Source organism: Spirosoma luteolum (assembly GCF_054778875.1).
Genome location: NZ_BAAGZE010000020.1, coordinates 45977 through 63022, shown reverse-complemented (window position 1 = coordinate 63022; position 17046 = coordinate 45977). Strand labels below are relative to the sequence as shown.

At 60.1% G+C, this 17046-nt stretch carries 13 protein-coding genes; 6 read left to right on the top strand and 7 right to left on the bottom strand.

The window, feature by feature from the left end; translation table 11 throughout:
- A complete protein-coding gene (locus ACYVAC_RS17605) occupies positions 1-1812 on the bottom strand; it encodes an ATP-binding protein (protein WP_461099079.1) in 1812 nt (603 codons plus the stop codon).
- A gap of 1103 nt (positions 1813-2915) precedes the next feature.
- Positions 2916-4151 (bottom strand): GTP-binding protein, encoded by a 1236-nt coding sequence (locus ACYVAC_RS17600; RefSeq protein WP_461099078.1) that lies wholly within the window; start codon positions 4149-4151, stop codon positions 2916-2918.
- Positions 4152-4444: 293 nt separating this feature from the next.
- Between ACYVAC_RS17600 and ACYVAC_RS17595 the strand changes: the two genes are divergently transcribed.
- Genes ACYVAC_RS17595 through ACYVAC_RS17585 form a run of 3 tightly spaced genes read left to right on the top strand, consistent with a single transcriptional unit; the run spans position 4445 to position 8408 of the window.
- Positions 4445-5245, top strand: coding sequence for a 2Fe-2S iron-sulfur cluster-binding protein (locus ACYVAC_RS17595; protein WP_461099077.1), 801 nt, complete (start codon positions 4445-4447; stop codon positions 5243-5245).
- Positions 5246-5261: 16 nt separating this feature from the next.
- Positions 5262-6269, top strand: a complete 1008-nt coding sequence (locus ACYVAC_RS17590) for an FAD binding domain-containing protein (protein ID WP_461099075.1) — start codon at positions 5262-5264, stop codon at positions 6267-6269.
- Between the two features lie 12 nt (positions 6270-6281).
- The gene (locus ACYVAC_RS17585) at positions 6282-8408 is read left to right on the top strand and encodes a xanthine dehydrogenase family protein molybdopterin-binding subunit (RefSeq protein ID WP_461099074.1); all 2127 of its coding nucleotides are present in this window, start codon (positions 6282-6284) and stop codon (positions 8406-8408) included.
- A gap of 117 nt (positions 8409-8525) precedes the next feature.
- Here the strand turns inward: ACYVAC_RS17585 and ACYVAC_RS17580 are convergent, their stop codons facing one another.
- From ACYVAC_RS17580 to ACYVAC_RS17570, 3 genes are read right to left on the bottom strand one after another with little or no spacing between them, the layout of a single operon-like run.
- Complete coding sequence (locus ACYVAC_RS17580; RefSeq protein WP_461099073.1) at positions 8526-10145, bottom strand: carboxylesterase/lipase family protein; 1620 nt, start codon at positions 10143-10145, stop codon at positions 8526-8528.
- A gap of 31 nt (positions 10146-10176) precedes the next feature.
- Positions 10177-11718, bottom strand: coding sequence for a carboxylesterase/lipase family protein (locus ACYVAC_RS17575; protein ID WP_461099072.1), 1542 nt, complete (start codon positions 11716-11718; stop codon positions 10177-10179).
- The gene (locus ACYVAC_RS17570; RefSeq protein WP_461099071.1) at positions 11715-12599 is read right to left on the bottom strand and encodes an alpha/beta hydrolase; all 885 of its coding nucleotides are present in this window, start codon (positions 12597-12599) and stop codon (positions 11715-11717) included. The genes ACYVAC_RS17575 and ACYVAC_RS17570 overlap by 4 nt, the downstream gene beginning before the upstream one ends.
- A gap of 224 nt (positions 12600-12823) precedes the next feature.
- On the opposite strand from ACYVAC_RS17570, the gene ACYVAC_RS17565 reads away from it, so the two are divergent.
- Together ACYVAC_RS17565 and ACYVAC_RS17560 are read left to right on the top strand one after the other, a co-directional pair.
- Positions 12824-13525: an NUDIX hydrolase gene (locus ACYVAC_RS17565; protein WP_461099070.1), complete on the top strand. Its 702-nt coding sequence runs from the start codon at positions 12824-12826 to the stop codon at positions 13523-13525.
- 202 nt (positions 13526-13727) lie between these two features.
- Entirely contained in the window at positions 13728-14519 is a 792-nt protein-coding gene (locus tag ACYVAC_RS17560; protein ID WP_461099068.1) for an SDR family NAD(P)-dependent oxidoreductase, read from the top strand.
- A gap of 84 nt (positions 14520-14603) precedes the next feature.
- Here ACYVAC_RS17560 and ACYVAC_RS17555 read toward each other — a convergent pair whose 3' ends face one another.
- Together ACYVAC_RS17555 and ACYVAC_RS17550 are read right to left on the bottom strand one after the other, a co-directional pair.
- Complete coding sequence (locus ACYVAC_RS17555) at positions 14604-15500, bottom strand: NAD-dependent epimerase/dehydratase family protein (protein ID WP_461099067.1); 897 nt, start codon at positions 15498-15500, stop codon at positions 14604-14606.
- 179 nt (positions 15501-15679) lie between these two features.
- Complete coding sequence (locus ACYVAC_RS17550) at positions 15680-16033, bottom strand: winged helix-turn-helix transcriptional regulator (protein ID WP_461099066.1); 354 nt, start codon at positions 16031-16033, stop codon at positions 15680-15682.
- A 103-nt stretch (positions 16034-16136) separates the two neighbouring features.
- On the opposite strand from ACYVAC_RS17550, the gene ACYVAC_RS17545 reads away from it, so the two are divergent.
- Complete coding sequence (locus ACYVAC_RS17545; RefSeq protein WP_461099065.1) at positions 16137-16892, top strand: SDR family NAD(P)-dependent oxidoreductase; 756 nt, start codon at positions 16137-16139, stop codon at positions 16890-16892.
- Positions 16893-17046 lie beyond the last annotated feature (154 nt).

Below are 17046 nucleotides of genomic sequence, written 5' to 3'. Positions count from 1 at the left end.
TCAGTTAGGCGGTGTGCGGGATGAAGTGGTGGTTTGCAGTAGTACGGTGGTGCCACTGGGGGCCGGGTCGAAGCGCACCTCGATGCCCGACAGAGCCGCCCGTTTGTAAATAGTCTGGATACCGATGCCTTTGGTAGCATCGCCAACCAGATCGAAACCAGCCCCATCGTCTTCTACGCTGATGTCGATTTGGTCGCCTTCACAGAAAAACTGGACACTGGCCTGCGTTGCACCCGAGTGGCGGATCACGTTGGTCAGTAGTTCCTGAATGATGCGGTACAGGCTCTGCTGCGTCAACGGGGGTAACCGATCAATCTGTTGCTGGGTGTAGTCCATAAACGTCAGCTGAATGGTGGTGAAGTCGTTGAACCGGCTCACGAGCCCATCGATCTTGCTGCTCAGCGGCCGGTCGTCGTCCTGCACCAGATTATGGCTTAGAAACCGGAGCTCCCGGATGGCAGTCAGCAGAATCTGCCGTAGTTTGTCGTGATTGATCAACGGATGGCCCAGATAACTCAGCGCGGTGGCCAGGGTATTGCCAACCTGATCGTGCAGGTCGCGCCCGATGTTGGTGATTTCCTCCCGGCGTAGGGTTTCGTTGTAATCGCCCAGCGCCCGCACCTGGTTTTGCATACGCTGCCGGGTCACCAGTTCTTTCCGAAGCTGGTCGTAGGTGAGGTAGCTCAGTAACAGGACGATATAAGCCGGGCTCGGTGGCGACTGCCGGTACGTGTCATGCTGACCCTGAATAAGCGCAATCAGATGCCCCAGTAGCAGGGGACCCGCGCCCAGCAGCGCGATGATCAGGGGCGACCAGATCTGTGCGCGGTAGGCCGCCAGCCCGCCCCAGATCAGTAGCCAGCCGATGTTGACGAGCGACAGCGACACCATACCGATATTGATGCCGTAGTTAAGGGCATCGTAGTAAGGAAGAGGCAGCAGATGCAGACCCATCAGCAGCAGGTTCAGTCCACAGCAGACCGCTATTACCGTCTTGTACCGCCTTTTGTTCCGAACGGCAGGTTCGACCAGGACGTAAAAGAAAGGGTGTACCATGATGTTGATCAGCAGCCGGCAAAACGTGCCGATCGTGTCGGCATTGAGGGCCAGACCAGCGGGGTAGGGGAGCCGGCTGAATAAGCCAGCGTGACTGGCACACATGATACTGAACGAAAGCAGCGCAAACCCAAACCACCGCAGTAGCCGGCTCTGGGAAAGCCACCCGATCAGCAGCGACACGGCCGCCAGCATCAGAAAAATCAACACCTGAGCCCCGTCGCGAATGCTGCCGGTGTAGGCCAGTTCGGCGTAGAAACGCTTCTGAGACAGCCGTACGTCGACCTCGTGGTAACTGGCGTAGCTCTGGGTCCGGAGCAAAAGCGGTAACGTAGTGCGGGGTGGAATCGTGATGGGAAACGCGTAGTTGAGGAAGGGGTAAAAGCGGTCGCCCAGGGGCGAGGTGTTGCGGAGAGTACCCACCAGCGAAAAATAACCGGCCCGCCCAACCCACACCGAGGCCTGGGTGCACCGGTACTGGGGCATCGACAGCACGAGATAGCGGGGCGCGGGCCCCGTATTGCGCAGTTCGACATACGCCCAGCCAACCGGTACGTGGGCCGCATTGCCGTGCAGAATAGCCATCGGGTCCGGATTGGGGCGAAACGACTGCCGGATAGCGGGCACTAACCGGGCGAGCGGCTGAGCGGAGCTGAACCGGAACCCCTGACTGATGCGCATCTGGCTATTCAATAACGCCGTATCGAAGCCATCGGGCAGCGTATAGACAAACCCGTTCGTTTGAGGCAACGGCATACTGGGCTGTTGCTGGCGCCCGGTAAGAAGCCAGATACCCGCAGCCGCCAGTATGATAAACCATATCCCCACGGTGATCCACCTGGTCATAACAAAGGGCAAAACGACACGCGTCTTTCGACGTTGTCCGGGTTGAGGGTAACGAGGTGCAAAGCTGACCACTATGGCGGTGAAGGGAAATACCTCGACCGAGGTATTTTTTGGTCAGAATGGGCAAAATATGACCTGGAAAGTGGGGTAACAAGCCCCCGGGGGGCTGATGGAACAGATACGGAATGCTCCGGGTCTGCTCGGGCCTGCCAATAACGAAGGGAATTTGCAGGCTGGTCGGGGTGCTGGTGTTCATCGGCCCTAAGGCGTCGGTTACGCAGGATAGTTGCCTGATAAAAATGATTTGTTTACTAAACGGTAAGTAAGTGGCCGTTTTTAGCCAAAAAATACCTCGACCTGGGTATTTTTTGCGCCGGCTGCGCGCTGTTGTTTTGCAGTCGTCCGAGAGGGCACATTGTACAACTCGTTACCTATCCACACCATACTTTTCGTTATGACAACCAAGCACTGCGTTCGGCATACCAGCGCGACTACCCGACCTGCCCCGCCCGCCGGGGGAATTTTTTCTTTTAACGTTAGAAATGAAGTTACCGGATTGCGAACAAGCATTCGGTTTACTAACCAGAGTAAAGATCGAGAAATCAACGTCAAGACTGCGATAACTGGTTGAGGACGTGCCAGAAACAAGTCAAAACACCGAAGAGAAACTGGCCGCTAGTGACGCGGTCGGAACGGCCAGGCTTCGCCACAGCCGGCTGGTGTGCTGCTGCTGCGCGTCTGCACGCCGACCCAGCAACAAACGATCAAGGTGCTGAAAGTGGATTGAGATTGACTGGACGCAGGTAGTCAGCAAAGCGGTTTGGTCACGAAGGGACACGCTGTCCCTTCGTGACCAAACCGCTTTGCTTTAGGCGGGGTCGGGGCGGGCGTTGTCGCGATGGTGAGCCAGTACGACACCACGGTAGGCAGACAGACAGGGGGAGCCGGCTACGGTCGCTCAGCAATCAGCCAGCCCGGAACACGTTGATAGCGAATGTGTTGCGTCTGGTGGTTTATGTCCAGACAGGAAACGGATCGCTGAATTTGCCCCACCGTTGCCCGTGCCGTAGTTCGGCCTCGGTGCAGAGGCAGGCCTGGAGCTCGGCTGTAATCTGGTCCGGATTCAGCTCCTGACCGATAATAACCAGCTCGTTGAGCCGGTCGCCGAACTGCCGGTCCCAGCGCGCTTCGATCTGAGTTTGATTCTCCAGGAAGGCACCGTACTGGATGCGCTGGTTAAACGGCATCGACGCCCACCAGACCCCGGCGGCTTCGGCCCGCAAACTGCCCCCGGCCTGACTGAAATTGAGGGCATCGTCGGGGCGGGAAGCCAGCCAGAACAAGCCTTTGCTGCGCAGAATACCGGCCGGAAAGCCTTCGTTGAGGTACGCCCAGAAGCGGGTAGGGTGGAAGGGACGATGATCGCGAAACACAAACGATCCGATTCCGTATTCGTCGGTTTCGGGCCGGTGCCCTTCACCATTCTGCTGCTTGGTCAGTTCATCGATCCAGCCCGCCGATTGCGAGGCTTCGTCGAAGTCGAAGCGGTGGGTGTTCAGGATCTCGGCCGGGTCGATCCGCCCGAACGAACTCGTAATCAGTCGGGCTTTCGGGTTCAGGCGGTGCAGCAGCGCCCGTAGTTCGCCTAGCTCGGTTGCCGGCAGCAGGTCGGTCTTGTTCAGGATAAGCACGTCGGCAAACTCGATCTGGTCGATAAGCAGATTGACAATCGGGCGCGTATCGTCCGGATTGGCCGCCGGGGTCTGCCGGCTTAAATCGCGGCTGTAGACAGTGTCGATCGAACCGAAATCATGGGCAAAATTAGCCGCGTCGACCACCGTCACGAGGGTATCGAGCCGGGCAAACCGCGACAAATCGATGCCACTGGCTTCGTCGACAAAGGAAAACGTCTGGGCTACGGGCAGAGGCTCTGAAATGCCGCTCGACTCGATGAGCAGGTAATCGAATCGATTTTCCCGGGCCAGATTCGCCACCTCCCGCAGCAGATCATCGCGCAGGGTGCAGCAGATGCAGCCGTTACTAAGCTCGATGAGTTGCTCTTCGGTGCGGGAGAGCGTGTGCTGGCTGTCGATAAACCGGGCGTCGATGTTGACGTCGCTCATGTCGTTGACGATCACAGCGACTTTCAACCCCTGCCGGTTGTGCAAAACGTGGTTGAGGAGGGTGGTTTTGCCGGCCCCCAGAAAACCGCTCAGAACGGTTACGGGCAATGGCGCTTGTGCGGGCATTAGTCTACTTTTTAAATGCAACAATGTTGCAAATAGAAACAAACAGCGGCAGTTTGGCAAGCCGGCACCGTAAATAAAGACCGCTATGTTGCAGAAATGTAAGCTGGACGGGCGGGGGAAACGATTAAGCAGGGTATTCGTATAGGCACAACCGTTCGCCAGCTGGGGGATGGTACCGGCGCTGGCCAAACTCATCGTAACAATCGGTTACTACGATTGGTTTAACAACCTTGGGCCGCGCTGCGCGTATCACCAGCGGGCCCGGCAACTCCGCAACCTATTTCCCAACCGGTATGCTTGACGATCACGAAAACCCGGATCTGACCGACGACGAGAAAAAACTGTTTGCCGACATGATGCCCGAAGAGCTGGATGAGATTCTGGACTCGGGCGTAAACCGCCGGCACTTCATGAAACTGCTTACCCTGGCGGGGGGCGGGCTGCTGGCGTCGCAATCGGCGGTGGCCGAGCAACTGCTGATGCGGCCAGTGCCGGTACCCGTCGATCTGGCGCCGGCCACGATCGAGAATGGCGTTAGTGTGTCGCTCAATGTGAATGGCGCAGCCCGCAAACTCACGGTCGATTCGCGCATGACGCTGCTCGACACCCTGCGCGAACGGCTCGAACTGACCGGCTCCAAAAAAGGCTGCGACCACGGGCAGTGCGGGGCCTGCACGGTGCTGGTCGACGGGCAACGGGTGCTGTCGTGCCTGACGCTGGCGGCATCCTGCGAAGGCAAAAAGGTAAAGACCATTGAAGGGCTGGCGCAGCGCGGCCCGGGTCCCGACGGCGTTCGGCTGCACCCGGTGCAGGAAGCTTTTCTGAAGCACGATGGCTTCCAGTGCGGCTTCTGCACACCGGGGCAAATCTGTTCGGCGGTGGCCGTGCTCGACGAAGCCCGGCGGGGCGACGGCAGTTACGTCACGGCCGACCTGCGGAAAGCAGGCGAGCCGGTGCAACTGTCGGCCGACGAAATCCGGGAGCGCATGTCGGGCAATCTGTGCCGCTGCGGGGCGTACCCCAATATTGTGGCCGCCATTCAGGAAGTGCACAGTGGCAAACCCGTCGAACAAACCTTCCGTTTCTCGTCCTAACCCGTTTCAACGCCTTATGAGACCCTTCACCTATAGCCGCGCCAGCGATCCGGCCGCGGCCCTCAAGCAACTGGCTGCCAACCCACAAGCCAAATTTCTGGCGGGGGGCACCAACCTGATCGACCTGATGAAAGAAGATGTTGAGCGCCCCACGGCCCTCGTCGACATCAGCGACCTGACTCTGACCGATATTAAGGCCATTAGCACCGGTACCAACCGGGGTGGCCTGTCAATCGGGGGCTCGGGCAAAAACACCCAGACCGCCAATCATCCGCTGGTGCGGCAGCACTACCCGCTGCTGAGTCAGGCGATACTGGCGGGCGCATCGGGGCAAATCCGCAACATGGCCTCCAATGGGGGCAATCTGATGCAGCGAACCCGTTGTCCGTACTTCTACGACGTGGCGATGCCCTGCAACAAACGCGCACCCGGCTCGGGCTGTGGTGCCCGCGACGGCATCAACCGCCTGCACGCCATCTTCGGCTGGTCGGAGGGGTGCGTAGCGGTGTATCCCTCCGATATGGCCATTGCGCTGGCCGCCCTCGACGCGGTGGTGCGGGTACGCAATGCTGCCGGGCAGGAGCGGAGCATCGCCTTTGCGGATTTTCACCGCCTGCCGGGCGACAAACCCGAGCAGGACACCACCCTGCAACCGGGCGAACTGATTACGGCTATCGATTTGCCACCCAGTTCGTTTGCGGCTCATTCGTACTACCTCAAAGTGCGCGACCGGGCTTCCTACGCCTTTGCGCTGCTGTCGGTAGGGGCGGCTCTCGAACTGAAGGGCACCACCATCGTGCAGGCCCGGCTGGCCATGGGTGGGGTAGCTCACAAGCCCTGGCGGGCCTACAAAGCCGAAGCGTTTCTGGCTGGTAAAGAAGCCACAACAGCCAATTTCCGGCAGGCGGCCGAAGCCGAAATGGCGCTGGCCAAACCGCTCGAACACAACGCATTTAAAGTCGAACTGGGTCGGCGCAGTATCGTACTGGCCCTCGAAACGGCCCTCAACGGCGGCAAAGCCTAACCCCATCAGCCCATGCAGGACACAAAAAAACAAATCGGGGCGCCCGTCAGCCGCATCGACGGCATTGCCAAGGTGACGGGGAAAGCCACGTATTCGACCGATTTTCCGGTTAAAAATATCGCCTACGCGGTGCTATTCAAAAGCACCATTGCCGCCGGCACCATTCGCAGCATCGACAGTGTCGCTGCCGAGGGGGCACCGGGCGTGCTGGCGGTGATTACGCACCTGAACGCCCCTAAACTAAACGTAAACGGCGGTATTCGGGGGGGCGGCCTGCTCCAGAGCCCCAACATCGAATTTTTCGGGCAGCACATTGGGCTGGTCGTGGCCGAAACCTTCGAGCAGGCCCGCCACGCGGCTCACCTCGTTACGGTGACCTACGATAAAAAAGACGCCAAAGTCGATTTCGACAAGCTGGCCGGTTCGGCTGTGACGCCCAAAGACAAAGACAAAGCCGATGCCCGCCGGGGCGATGTGCAGGCCGGCCTCAGTCAGGCGGCTGTGAAGGTAGAGGCCGTGTATAGTACGCCCATCGAACACCACCAGCCGCTCGAACCCCACGCGACCATTGCCGACTGGGCGGGCGACAAGGTGACGCTCTACAACAGTTCGCAGATTGTCAACGGCGCGCAAACAGCGGCCGCGGCCACGCTCAACCTGAAGCCCGAGCAGGTCCGCATCGTAACGCCCTACATTGGCGGGGGCTTCGGATCGAAAGGCGGGCAGTGGGCCAACCTCGTGCTGACGGCCGTGGCGGCCAAACAGGTGGGGCGGCCGGTAAAGCTGGCCCTCACCCGGCAGCAGATGGTCAATTCGGTGGGGCTGCGCCAGGAAAACAAACAAACCCTACGCCTGGGGGCTACGCGCGATGGCCAGCTAACCGCACTGGTTCACGAAACCACCACCCACAGTGCCATCAACAACGAGTTTCTGGAGCCCTGTGGCGACTGCTCGAAGGTGATGTACGCGGTGCCGAACTCGCTGATCAGTTATAAAGTGGTGCCGATGAACCTCATTCTGCCCACCTACACCCGTGGGCCGGGCAAATCGACGGGGAGCTTTGCGCTCGAATCGGCCATGGATGAACTGGCCTATGCCCTGAACATGGACCCAATTGCCCTGCGCCTGAAAAACGAACCCGACCGCGATCCGTCGAACGGTAAACCCTGGTCATCGCGCACGGTGGTGCAGTGCCTGCAGGTTGGGGCGAAGGCGTTTGGCTGGGAGAAGCGCCGGGCCGAACCACGGCAGATCGAGCAGGGCAACTACCTGATCGGCTACGGTGTGGCCTGCGGCACCTATCCGGCCCACCAGCGCCCCACCTCGGCCCTGGTTAAACTCAAAAAAACGGGCAATGAGGTGCAGGCAACCGTCGAACTGGCGGCTGCCGACCTTGGCACCGGTACCTACACCATTCTGACCCAGACGGCGGCCGATGGGCTGGGGCTGCCGCTCAACCGGGTCAAGGTCGTCATCGGCGACTCCGACCTTCCTCCGGCGGCCGGCGCGGTCGGATCGGTGGGGGCGTCGAGCTACGCCAACGCGGTAAATGATGCCTGCCAGAAACTGACCGACGAGTTGATTGCCCGGTCGGGTAAGCAGTTCTTCGCGCGCCCCACGGCCCGGCAACTGCTCCTGTCCGATACGATCAGCGAGTACCAGACGCGGGTGGATGCCAAGCCGCTCGAAACGGCCGACGACTACTCGGCGCACAGCTTCAACGCCAACTTCGCCGAAGTGGCGGTCAACAAAGCCACGGGTATGGTGCGCGTCAACCGGTTTCTGGCCGTAACGGGTGCCGGTACCATTCTAAACGCCAAAACGGCCCGCTCGCAGATCATTGGCGGCAACGTGTGGGGCATCGGTATGGCGCTGACCGAAGAGTCGGTTACCGATCCGCGCTGGGGTAATTTCGTGACCCGCTCCTTTGCCGATTACCACATCCCGGCCAACCTGGATATTGGCAATCTGGACGCTATTTTTATCGAAGAAAACGACCAGCGGGCCAACAAAATGGGCGTGAAAGGCCTCGGCGAAGTGGGCATTGTGGGAGTTGCCGCAGCGGTGGCCAACGCGGTGTTCAACGCCACCGGCAAGCGCGTTCGTGAGCTGCCCATTACGCCCGACAAGCTCTTGTAAACGAATGGGTTGTCCGGCTTTCAGGTAAAAAAACCGGGTCGGGTCGAGGCTGCTGTAGCGTAGCCTCGACCCGACCCGGTTTGTGTTTGTGCCGGTTTGCGGGCCGGCGACCGTGGTTTACTTACCCATAGCCAGCTCGAGCACGGCTTTGTCGGGGTTGTTTTTTACGGTGCAGGTATTGTCGAACAGCATGGTCGCGCCGGTCTGACCCGTAAAGGTGGGCCAGTTGGGGAGTCCTTTGTGGTTGGGGTTGCCGGTGCGGGCAAACGCCAGCCAGGCCCGGCTCATGCGGTCGGCCAGCAGCTGGGCATCCTTACCGCCCCCCGTCATTTCCTGGCACCGGTCGATGTTGTCGAACACAAACGGAAGCTCCATGCAGTGCATCGACTTATAGATGCCGTCGTTGACCGGCGAATTCCAGGTAAAGAGGTACATATAGACGGGGGCCGTGCCCGTGCTGGCCTTCTGCGTGGCCTGCCGAATGGCTCCCGCCCGGAAGTTGATATCGATGTTGCCGTAATCGGCCGGGTCGGTTGTGTTCGGGTAAGCGGCTTTCACGGCGGCCATATAGGCGTCGGTTTTATCGCCGAAACGCTTTTGCAGGCTTGCCCTGGCCGCGGCCATGTCGGCCACACGGCTGGCCGGGTTGAAGGGACCGAACTCGGTTTTGGTCGACCCCACCAGCAGCGGTACCGATTTACTCAGCTCAATGGCTTTCGGATCGGTGGGCTGGTAGGGCAGAAATTCGCCGTCGAGCACCGGGCCCCAGCCAAGACCGAAAGCAGGCCGGTTTTCGGCCTTGAGCGTAGCGGCTACCTTGCGCAGGGCCCGCCCACTGGCGGCACTCAGCCGCTCGTAGGAAATGGTCTGCAGGGAGTCGACCTGGTTGGGCTGTAGCTTCAGTTCTTCGAGCACGGCGGCTCCGACCTGCTGCGACAGCGCTTTATCGGTGAAGTTGCTGACGTAGCTGCCGCTTTGCACGATGGCTTTGTGAAACAGCCCTTTGGCCGAGGGGGCATTCATGAGCGAGGTGACCTTACCGCCACCACCCGACTGACCAAAAATGGTCACGTTGTTGGGGTCACCCCCAAATTGGGCAATGTTGTCGCGTACCCAGTGCAGGGCGGCTACCAGATCGAGCAGGCCGGCGTTGGCCGAGTGCTTGTACTTGGCGCCATAGGCCGACAAATCCAGAAAACCCAGGCTATTGAGCCGGTGGTTAACCGTGACAACGACCACATCGCCTTTTTGGGTCAGATTCTCGCCATCGTAGGAGGGCAGCTCGACCGACGAACCGGCCGAAAAACCACCGCCATGCAGCCATACCATAACGGGCCGTTTCTGGGCCGGGCTGGCCTGCGGTGTCCAGACGTTGAGGGTCTGGCAACGTTCGTTCATATAGCCCCAGTCGTGGTGAAACGGAAATTCGATTTCGTCGTAAACCGACGTGGTGGGGTCGATCGGGCAAACCGGCCCGTAGGTCATCGATGAACGAACGTTTGTCCAGGAGTCGGGTTTGGAAGGCTCCATAAACCGCTCCGACTTGGCGTAGGGAATGCCTTTGTAGGTATAAGTGCCATCGTGGATATAGCCACGCACCTTACCGAAGGAGGTGGTCACCACGGCAATGTCTTTGCCGGCCATGATCGGGCTGGCGGCTGGTTTGGCGGTTTGAGCTGTGGCCAGTCCGGGGAGGGATAGCAGGCCGAGCGCAAGTACTGCGTGTTTGGGGTTCATAGGGAAACGGGGTTTCAGAAATCGGTACGCGTTAGTTAAGGGATTGCGACAGGAAGTCAAGGGCAGCCGCGTCGGGCATGGGCTGAGCTGTCAGCGTCGTATCGAGCCGCAGCAGCCGACGCGACCGGTTATCGAAGCGGGGCCATTCGGGCAGCCCCCGGCCGTTGGGATTGCCGGTCCGGATAAAATTGGCCCAGTAATCGGCCATCTGGCGGGCCAGCCGCTCGTCGGCCGGGGTCAGGGGGCGCAGCGAGCGGTCGATAAAGCGCAGATTATCGTAGGCGTAGGGTACCTCGGCCGTGTGAAACGCACCGTAGGCGGCATAGGCCCCCGTGGCGGGCACGTTCCGCGCAAAGCGGTACACGTACACGGGCTGGCCCTGTCCGCTGGCTACCGTTGCCCAGGTGTAGTTTTGCTGACCAAAGGTCTGGTCGCGCGAGAGGTTACGCTGGGCGATTTCGGCCTCGGCATCGGTGCCCGCCGGGTAATAGCGAAGCAGGGTAGCGGCCCGGGCTCCGTACTGCTGATTGACCTGGGCCGTAAAATCGGCCGCATTTTTAAACGGACCGCCCGCCAGTCCTTCGTTCTCGTTCCAGCCCGTCAGGAGCGTCACCCGGTTTTGTCGGCCCGCCCTGAACAGGTCCGGTACCGCCTGCGGCAGCACGTAGCCATCGATAATGGGACCCCGGGCCGGGTTAAGTTTTTGCAGAATCTCGGCGGCCGGTCGGCTCCGCAAATCCGTGAGCGAGGTGGCGCCCAGTTTTTGCATGGCGGTTAGTCCGTCGGTCTCGGCAGCCGCGAGCGACAGCGCCCGGCGACCGAAGCTGGCGCCACTTTCGGCAATAGCTTTGGTGAATAAATCTGCCGACAGTGGGCTGGCCACCAGGCAGTTGACGCTCATAGAACCCGCCGACTGGCCGGCAATTGTTACGTTGTTTGGATCGCCCCCAAACTGGGCAATGTTGTCGCGTACCCAGCGCAGGGCGGCCTGCTGATCCATCAGGCCGTAGTTTCCGGACGCCTGTCGGCCCGATTCCTTGGTGAGTTCGGGATGAGCAAAAAAGCCGAACGGCCCAACGCGGTAGTTCGGGCTCACGAACACGATGCCCCGGCGGGCCATAGCTTCTCCGTCGTAAATGGGGCAGGCGCTGCCTCCGCTGCCAAACCCTCCGCCGTAGATCCAGACCAGCACCGGCCGCTTTTCGGCGGGTTTAGTGGCCCCCGTCCAGACGTTCAGGTACAGACAGTCTTCACTGATCGGGGTTTTGGGAATCAGGTACTCGGCACTCCAGGGGCCAAACGGCGCCGGAACCGCCTGCATCGGACTGGCACCAAAGGCCGTGCAGGCCCGAACACCTGTCCAGGGGCGCACGGGCTGGGGCGCCTGCCAGCGCAATGCCCCGACCGGGGGGGCGGCAAAGGGGATTCCGCGAAATACCTGAATCTGCCCATCGGCCGAGCGGGAGCCCGAAATAAGGCCTCCCGTTACCCGGCGGGGTGGGTCGGCCCGGTTGGCCAGTAAGCCGATCAGCAGGGTAGCGGCCATACCGATCAGCCAGCGGTTTTTTTTCATGGCTTTGTGGAGGCAGGGTAGGTGCCCGTCAGCACCCGGTTCAGAAACAGCACCTGGTAGGGGAGGGCATTTTGCCAGTAGGGCCAGGTGTGGCCGCCGGGCCGCTCGATGTAGTCGTGCGGGGTCTGGTTGGCCACCAGCTGCTGGTGCAGGTCGCGGTTGCCTTCGATCAGGAAGTCGTCGACCCCAATGTCGAGTAGTATGGGCAGGCCGTTGGCTTTGATCTGGCTGGCCAGCGTAACCAGCGTGTAACCGGGGTAGGGGGTGTTGCCGGGTGCCGGCGGGCCCAGCAGCCGGGCCAGATTCTCGGCGCGCGACCGGGCAAAGTCGGCGGGCACTTTCCAGGTGGCTGTATTGATGTTCATGACCCCGCTCATGCTGCCGGCAGCCGCAAAGCGGTCGGGGTGGCGGGTGGCAATAAACAGCGCTCCGTGGCCGCCCATCGACAGGCCCGCAATCACGCGGCCGCTGCGGTCGGCGCGGGTGCGGTACCGGTTGTCGATCTGATCGATCAGCTCCCGGGCAATAAACGTTTCGAACTGGCTTGTTTTTACCAGTGGACTATCGAAGTAATAGCTGGTCGGGTCGCCGTCGGGGGTTACGATAATCAGCCCGTACTGATCGGCCAGGCGGTGCAGGAGCTGTGGGTCGGGCGTTTTGGTGAGCCAGTCACGGAAGCTGCCCGAGCCGCCGTGGAGCAGATACAGTACCGGAAACCGCAGCCTGCGGGCTTTTCGGTATTGATCGGGCAACACCACAGCCGCCCGCAGGCTGCGGTTCATGGTGGCGCTGGGCACGTCGATCGTGTCGACCCGGGCTGCCCGGACGTAGCCTGTCAGCAGCGTAAAAAGGAGCAGCAGGACTGCAACACCGTGTTTCATAAAAGGCGAACGAGAAAGGGTCGATATGCGGTTGGAAAGAAGCCCCCGGATCCAGCGACCGGGGGCCAGCTCAGGTTGGTAGTCAGCGTACGAACAGGCCCAGCTGATTGACTTGTACAGCCAGGCCGGCTGGCCGGCCGGTTCTTTACGTCAAAAATACGGAAAGGTTTGAAATGGTCGAACTATTTAGCTGATTTGTACAATTTTTAACCCTTTTTTCCCGGATGGCATCAGTACAAACCACTGACTGGATTCCTTACCTATCGATCGACGGCGTGGTTTTTGGCTTTCATGCCAACCAATTACGGGTGTTGTTGCTGCGCTGGACCAATACCCAGGAATGGTGCCTGCCGGGGGGCTTTATCGATAAAGCCGAGGGCGTAGACGAGGCTGCCCACCGCGTCGTTCGCGAGCGGACCGGCCTCGACAAACTGTATCTGCAGCAGTTTCATGTGTTTGGCGCCGTTCGGCGATACGACCAGGCCGACACCCTGCGCCGGATCAACATACCCGAACCCGACGGTACGTGGCCAAACCGCACCATTTCGATTGGCTACTACGCGCTGGTCGATTACGAGCGGGTTGTGCCCACCCCCGATGTGTTCACCGACGAATGCCGCTGGTGGAGCCTGCCCGAGGTGCCACCCCTGCTGTTCGACCATAACGACATTGTTCGGGTGGCCTACGATACCCTGCGCCGGGAATTGCCTAACCAGCCCATGGCGCACCTGCTGCCCCCTTCATTTACCATCACCGAGCTGCAGCGCCTGCACGAAACCATTCTGGGCGAGCCGCTCGACGCCCGCAATTTTTACAAGAAAATGATGGCTTCGGGAACGCTCGAACGGCTGACAACCCGCCGGGTCGGCACGCCCCACAAGGCTCCTTATCTTTACCGGTTCGTTCACGACCTGTCGGCGTCCTGAGCGGCCAGACGAGACGCGCCCGCATCGACTGACGGCGCTGCCGGAAAAAGGCCGGGTAGACTTTCGCCCTAAAACCGGTTATCGCAGTGGGTTGCGCTATCTTTAGGAAATCATGGTCGGGCGATCGGCCCGCTGGTTTGTGCCGGCGGGTAATTCGGCGTACCGCCCGCATCGACTCACAACGCTGAACGCTACACCCACTATGGAACAACCTGCTGCAGCACACGGCATTCTACAACTTTTTGGGCTGCATGGCCAGACGGCCCTCATTACGGGCGGCAACCGGGGATTGGGCCTGGCCATGGCGCAGGCGCTGGCCGAGGCCGGGGCAAACATCGTTATTGCCGCCCGCGACGAAGCCGCCAACCGCGAAGCGGTCGACAAACTGAAAACGCAGTACGGTATCGCGTGCATCAGTACCGTTTGTGAGGTCACCGACGAGCAGCGTGTCAACGCAGCCGTGGCGCTGGCGGTGGAGACGTTTGGCCGGGTCGATATCCTGATCAACTCGGCGGGAATCAACATCCGGGGAGCTATCGAGACACTGTCGCTCGCTGATTTTACCAGCGTGCAGGCGGTCAACGTAACGGGTAGCTGGCTGGCCTGCCGGGCGGTGATACCGGTGATGAAACAACACGGCTATGGCCGGATCGTAAACATGGGTTCGATGCTGGCCCTGACGGCCATCCCCGATCGTACCCCCTATGCGACCAGTAAAGGCGCCGTGCTGCAACTGACGCGGGCGCTGGCCATGGAAGTCGCCCAGACGGGCATTACGGTCAACGCCATCTTGCCGGGACCGTTCGCCACCGATATCAACCTGCCGCTGCTGAACGATCCCGAGAAGTATCAGGCCTTCATGGCCAAAATTCCGATGGGCCGGTGGGGTGAGCTGCACGAGATCGGTGGTGTCGCGCTGTTTCTGGCCAGCCGGGCCTCGAGCTACGTTACGGGTGCCTGCTTTTCGGTCGATGGGGGCTGGGTGACCCAGTAAACCCAGTCGGTAAACGGCCAAACGCGCCGACCGCCAGCGTATGCGGGGGTCGGCGCGTTTGGGTTGCCGGAAAGCAGCAGGCCATCAGGCATCTACCTGCACGTACTTGCGGAAGTTATGCTGCTCGGTAAAGCCGAGCACCTCCCGGATTTTACGGTTTGAAAACAACGCTTCGTATTCGCCCATTTCGCGGACGATGGGCACCCCCGGGAAAAACGTGTCGGACAGCTCCTGTGTCGTCAGTATCGCGCCATTATGGTCGTTGCCGGCGTTGAAAATCTGGAACCCCAGCCCATCTTTTTTCAGGCACAGGTCAACGATCTGCCCCAGGTCGCGGGCGTCGATGTAGCAGAACGCATTCCGGTGCCGAACGGCCGGGTTGGCGAGGTAATTTGGAAATAGTTCGGCGTATTCGTGGGGTTCGATCACGTTGCCGATTCGCAGCGCGTAGATGTCGACACCCGACCGGCGCTGAAAACTACGGGCTGTTTTCTCGTTCACCACCTTCGACAGGCCATAGCTGTCCATGGGGTCAACGTCATAATCTTCCTCGAGGGGCAGCACATGCGGGTCGGTCTGGCCGTCCGAAAAACAGATGCCGTAGGTGGTTTCGGAGGAGGCAATCACGATCTTTTTAATGCCCAGCTTTACAGCCGCTTCGATCACGTTGTAGGTGCCGATGGTGTTGACCCGGAAGGTTTCGTTGTCGGGCTTGAGCAGAATGCGGGGAACGGCGGCAAAGTGCACCACCGCATCGAATCTGGGAATGCCGGTGCCGGCTTCCAGTTCATCGAGACCGGCGTAGGAACTCAGGGCATTGAACACCTGCCCCGAATCGGTGATGTCGACTGTGAGGTTATCGACGCCGGGATGGTCGAGCGGAGTCAGGTCGACGTTCAGGACGCGGTGGCCCTGGTCGAGCAGGTAAGGAACAACGTGTTTTCCGGCCTTGCCAGAACCGCCGGTGAAGAGTATGCGCATGATGGTTGTAAGCTGTTTGCCGGGTTGATAACCGATGACTTGTTTAAGATGAAACGCCCTTTACCCGCCCAGGGTTGAGAAACAAAGCAGATTCGGTAAAAATAACCGGCCCGGGAACTGGCTGGTCCAGCAATCGGTGTCCCGGCCGGCCCTGAACGAGAGCGCACAGCGCGGGCTGGCTAGGAGCCAACTATTTTTCGGTGGTGTGCCATACCCCACTCAGTCAGGTCGTTGATAATTGTTTTCAGGGTCTGGCCGTGTTCCGTCAGTTCATACAATACGCTGATCGGCTGGGTGTCGAGCACGGTTCGTTTTATCAGCTGATTGATTTCCAGTTCTTTCAATTCCTTGCTGAGCATCTTGTTGGAGATGCCCGCTACGTCGTTCAGAATGTCGGAGAAGCGTCGTTTGTTGTAGTAGCAGATCGAGGAAATGACGGCAATTTTCCATTTCCCGCTGAGCACATCCATCGAATCCTGGATCGCGCGCATCTCCCGTTTGTGGGTGTCGGGGCGACAGTCTTTGTGAGGCATAGGTTACTTGGTTACCTGGGTGTTACTGTTACTTTTGGTTACAAAGTTGCTAAAAGAAACCAGTCTTCCCTAGCTTTGTCGATCACTAATTTACCGTTGACCGATGAAGAAGTTAGCGCAGAAGGTCGCCCTGGTTACGGGGGCATCGAAAGGAATAGGGGCGTCGATTGCAACTCATTTTGCTGCCGAGGGGGCCAGCGTGGTGGTGAATTACGCGTCGAGCCAGGCCGGGGCCGATGCGGTGGTGGCGGCTATTACCGAACAGGGCGGCCGGGCGATTGCGATACAGGCCGATATGGCCAGCGAAGCCGATGTGGCCCGGCTGTTTGCCGAAACCCAAACGGCTTTTGGGCCGGTCGACATACTGGTCAACAACGCCGGTATTTACCAGTATGCGCCGGTCGAGGCTGTTACGGCTGCGGATTTTCATCGGCATTTCGACCTCAACGTATGGGGGGCTGTGCTGGCCATTCAGCACGCGCTGACGCACTTCGGTCCGGCCGGTGGTACCATCATCAACATCAGTTCCGGCGTCAGCAACACACCGCTGCCCACCGGATCGGTCTATTCGGCGTCAAAGGCGGCCCTGGACGCCATCACCATTGCGCTGTCGAAAGAGTTCAGTGGCCGCAACATTCGCATCAATTCCATTCTGCCCGGTGTGATCGAAACGGAAGGCTCACGCAGTGCCGGGTTTATCGGCAGCGAGGCCGAGGCCCGGTTTCTGGCCACGACCCCGCTGGGCCGCACGGGGCAGCCGGCCGACGTAGCGAAAGCCGCCGTTTTTCTGGCGTCAGCCGACGCGTCGTGGATCACGGGCGAGAAGGTATCCGTGTCGGGCGGGATCTACGGCCTGTAAGGGTGCGGCCCACCCGGGCAACCAAACCACTCAGCTACCCGGCAGGCACCGTTGCGGGGGAGTCGGCTGGCTACTTCCTGCGAAAACCCGCCTGCCAGTGTCTGAATGGGCATTGGCAGGCGGGTTTTCAGGAAAATTATTCTGGAAAATCCGG

Coding starts and splice junctions, on each gene's coding strand:
- ACYVAC_RS17570 (WP_461099071.1), bottom strand. CDS start 12,599: ATGAAACACGGTGTTGCAGTCCTGCTGCTCCTTTTTACGCTGCTGACA.
- ACYVAC_RS17595 (WP_461099077.1), top strand. CDS start 4,445: ATGCTTGACGATCACGAAAACCCGGATCTGACCGACGACGAGAAAAAA.
- ACYVAC_RS17590 (WP_461099075.1), top strand. CDS start 5,262: ATGAGACCCTTCACCTATAGCCGCGCCAGCGATCCGGCCGCGGCCCTC.
- ACYVAC_RS17550 (WP_461099066.1), bottom strand. CDS start 16,033: ATGCCTCACAAAGACTGTCGCCCCGACACCCACAAACGGGAGATGCGC.
- ACYVAC_RS17585 (WP_461099074.1), top strand. CDS start 6,282: ATGCAGGACACAAAAAAACAAATCGGGGCGCCCGTCAGCCGCATCGAC.
- ACYVAC_RS17545 (WP_461099065.1), top strand. CDS start 16,137: ATGAAGAAGTTAGCGCAGAAGGTCGCCCTGGTTACGGGGGCATCGAAA.
- ACYVAC_RS17605 (WP_461099079.1), bottom strand. CDS start 1,812: ATGCCGTTGCCTCAAACGAACGGGTTTGTCTATACGCTGCCCGATGGC.
- ACYVAC_RS17575 (WP_461099072.1), bottom strand. CDS start 11,718: ATGAAAAAAAACCGCTGGCTGATCGGTATGGCCGCTACCCTGCTGATC.
- ACYVAC_RS17580 (WP_461099073.1), bottom strand. CDS start 10,145: ATGAACCCCAAACACGCAGTACTTGCGCTCGGCCTGCTATCCCTCCCC.
- ACYVAC_RS17555 (WP_461099067.1), bottom strand. CDS start 15,500: ATGCGCATACTCTTCACCGGCGGTTCTGGCAAGGCCGGAAAACACGTT.
- ACYVAC_RS17600 (WP_461099078.1), bottom strand. CDS start 4,151: ATGCCCGCACAAGCGCCATTGCCCGTAACCGTTCTGAGCGGTTTTCTG.
- ACYVAC_RS17560 (WP_461099068.1), top strand. CDS start 13,728: ATGGAACAACCTGCTGCAGCACACGGCATTCTACAACTTTTTGGGCTG.
- ACYVAC_RS17565 (WP_461099070.1), top strand. CDS start 12,824: ATGGCATCAGTACAAACCACTGACTGGATTCCTTACCTATCGATCGAC.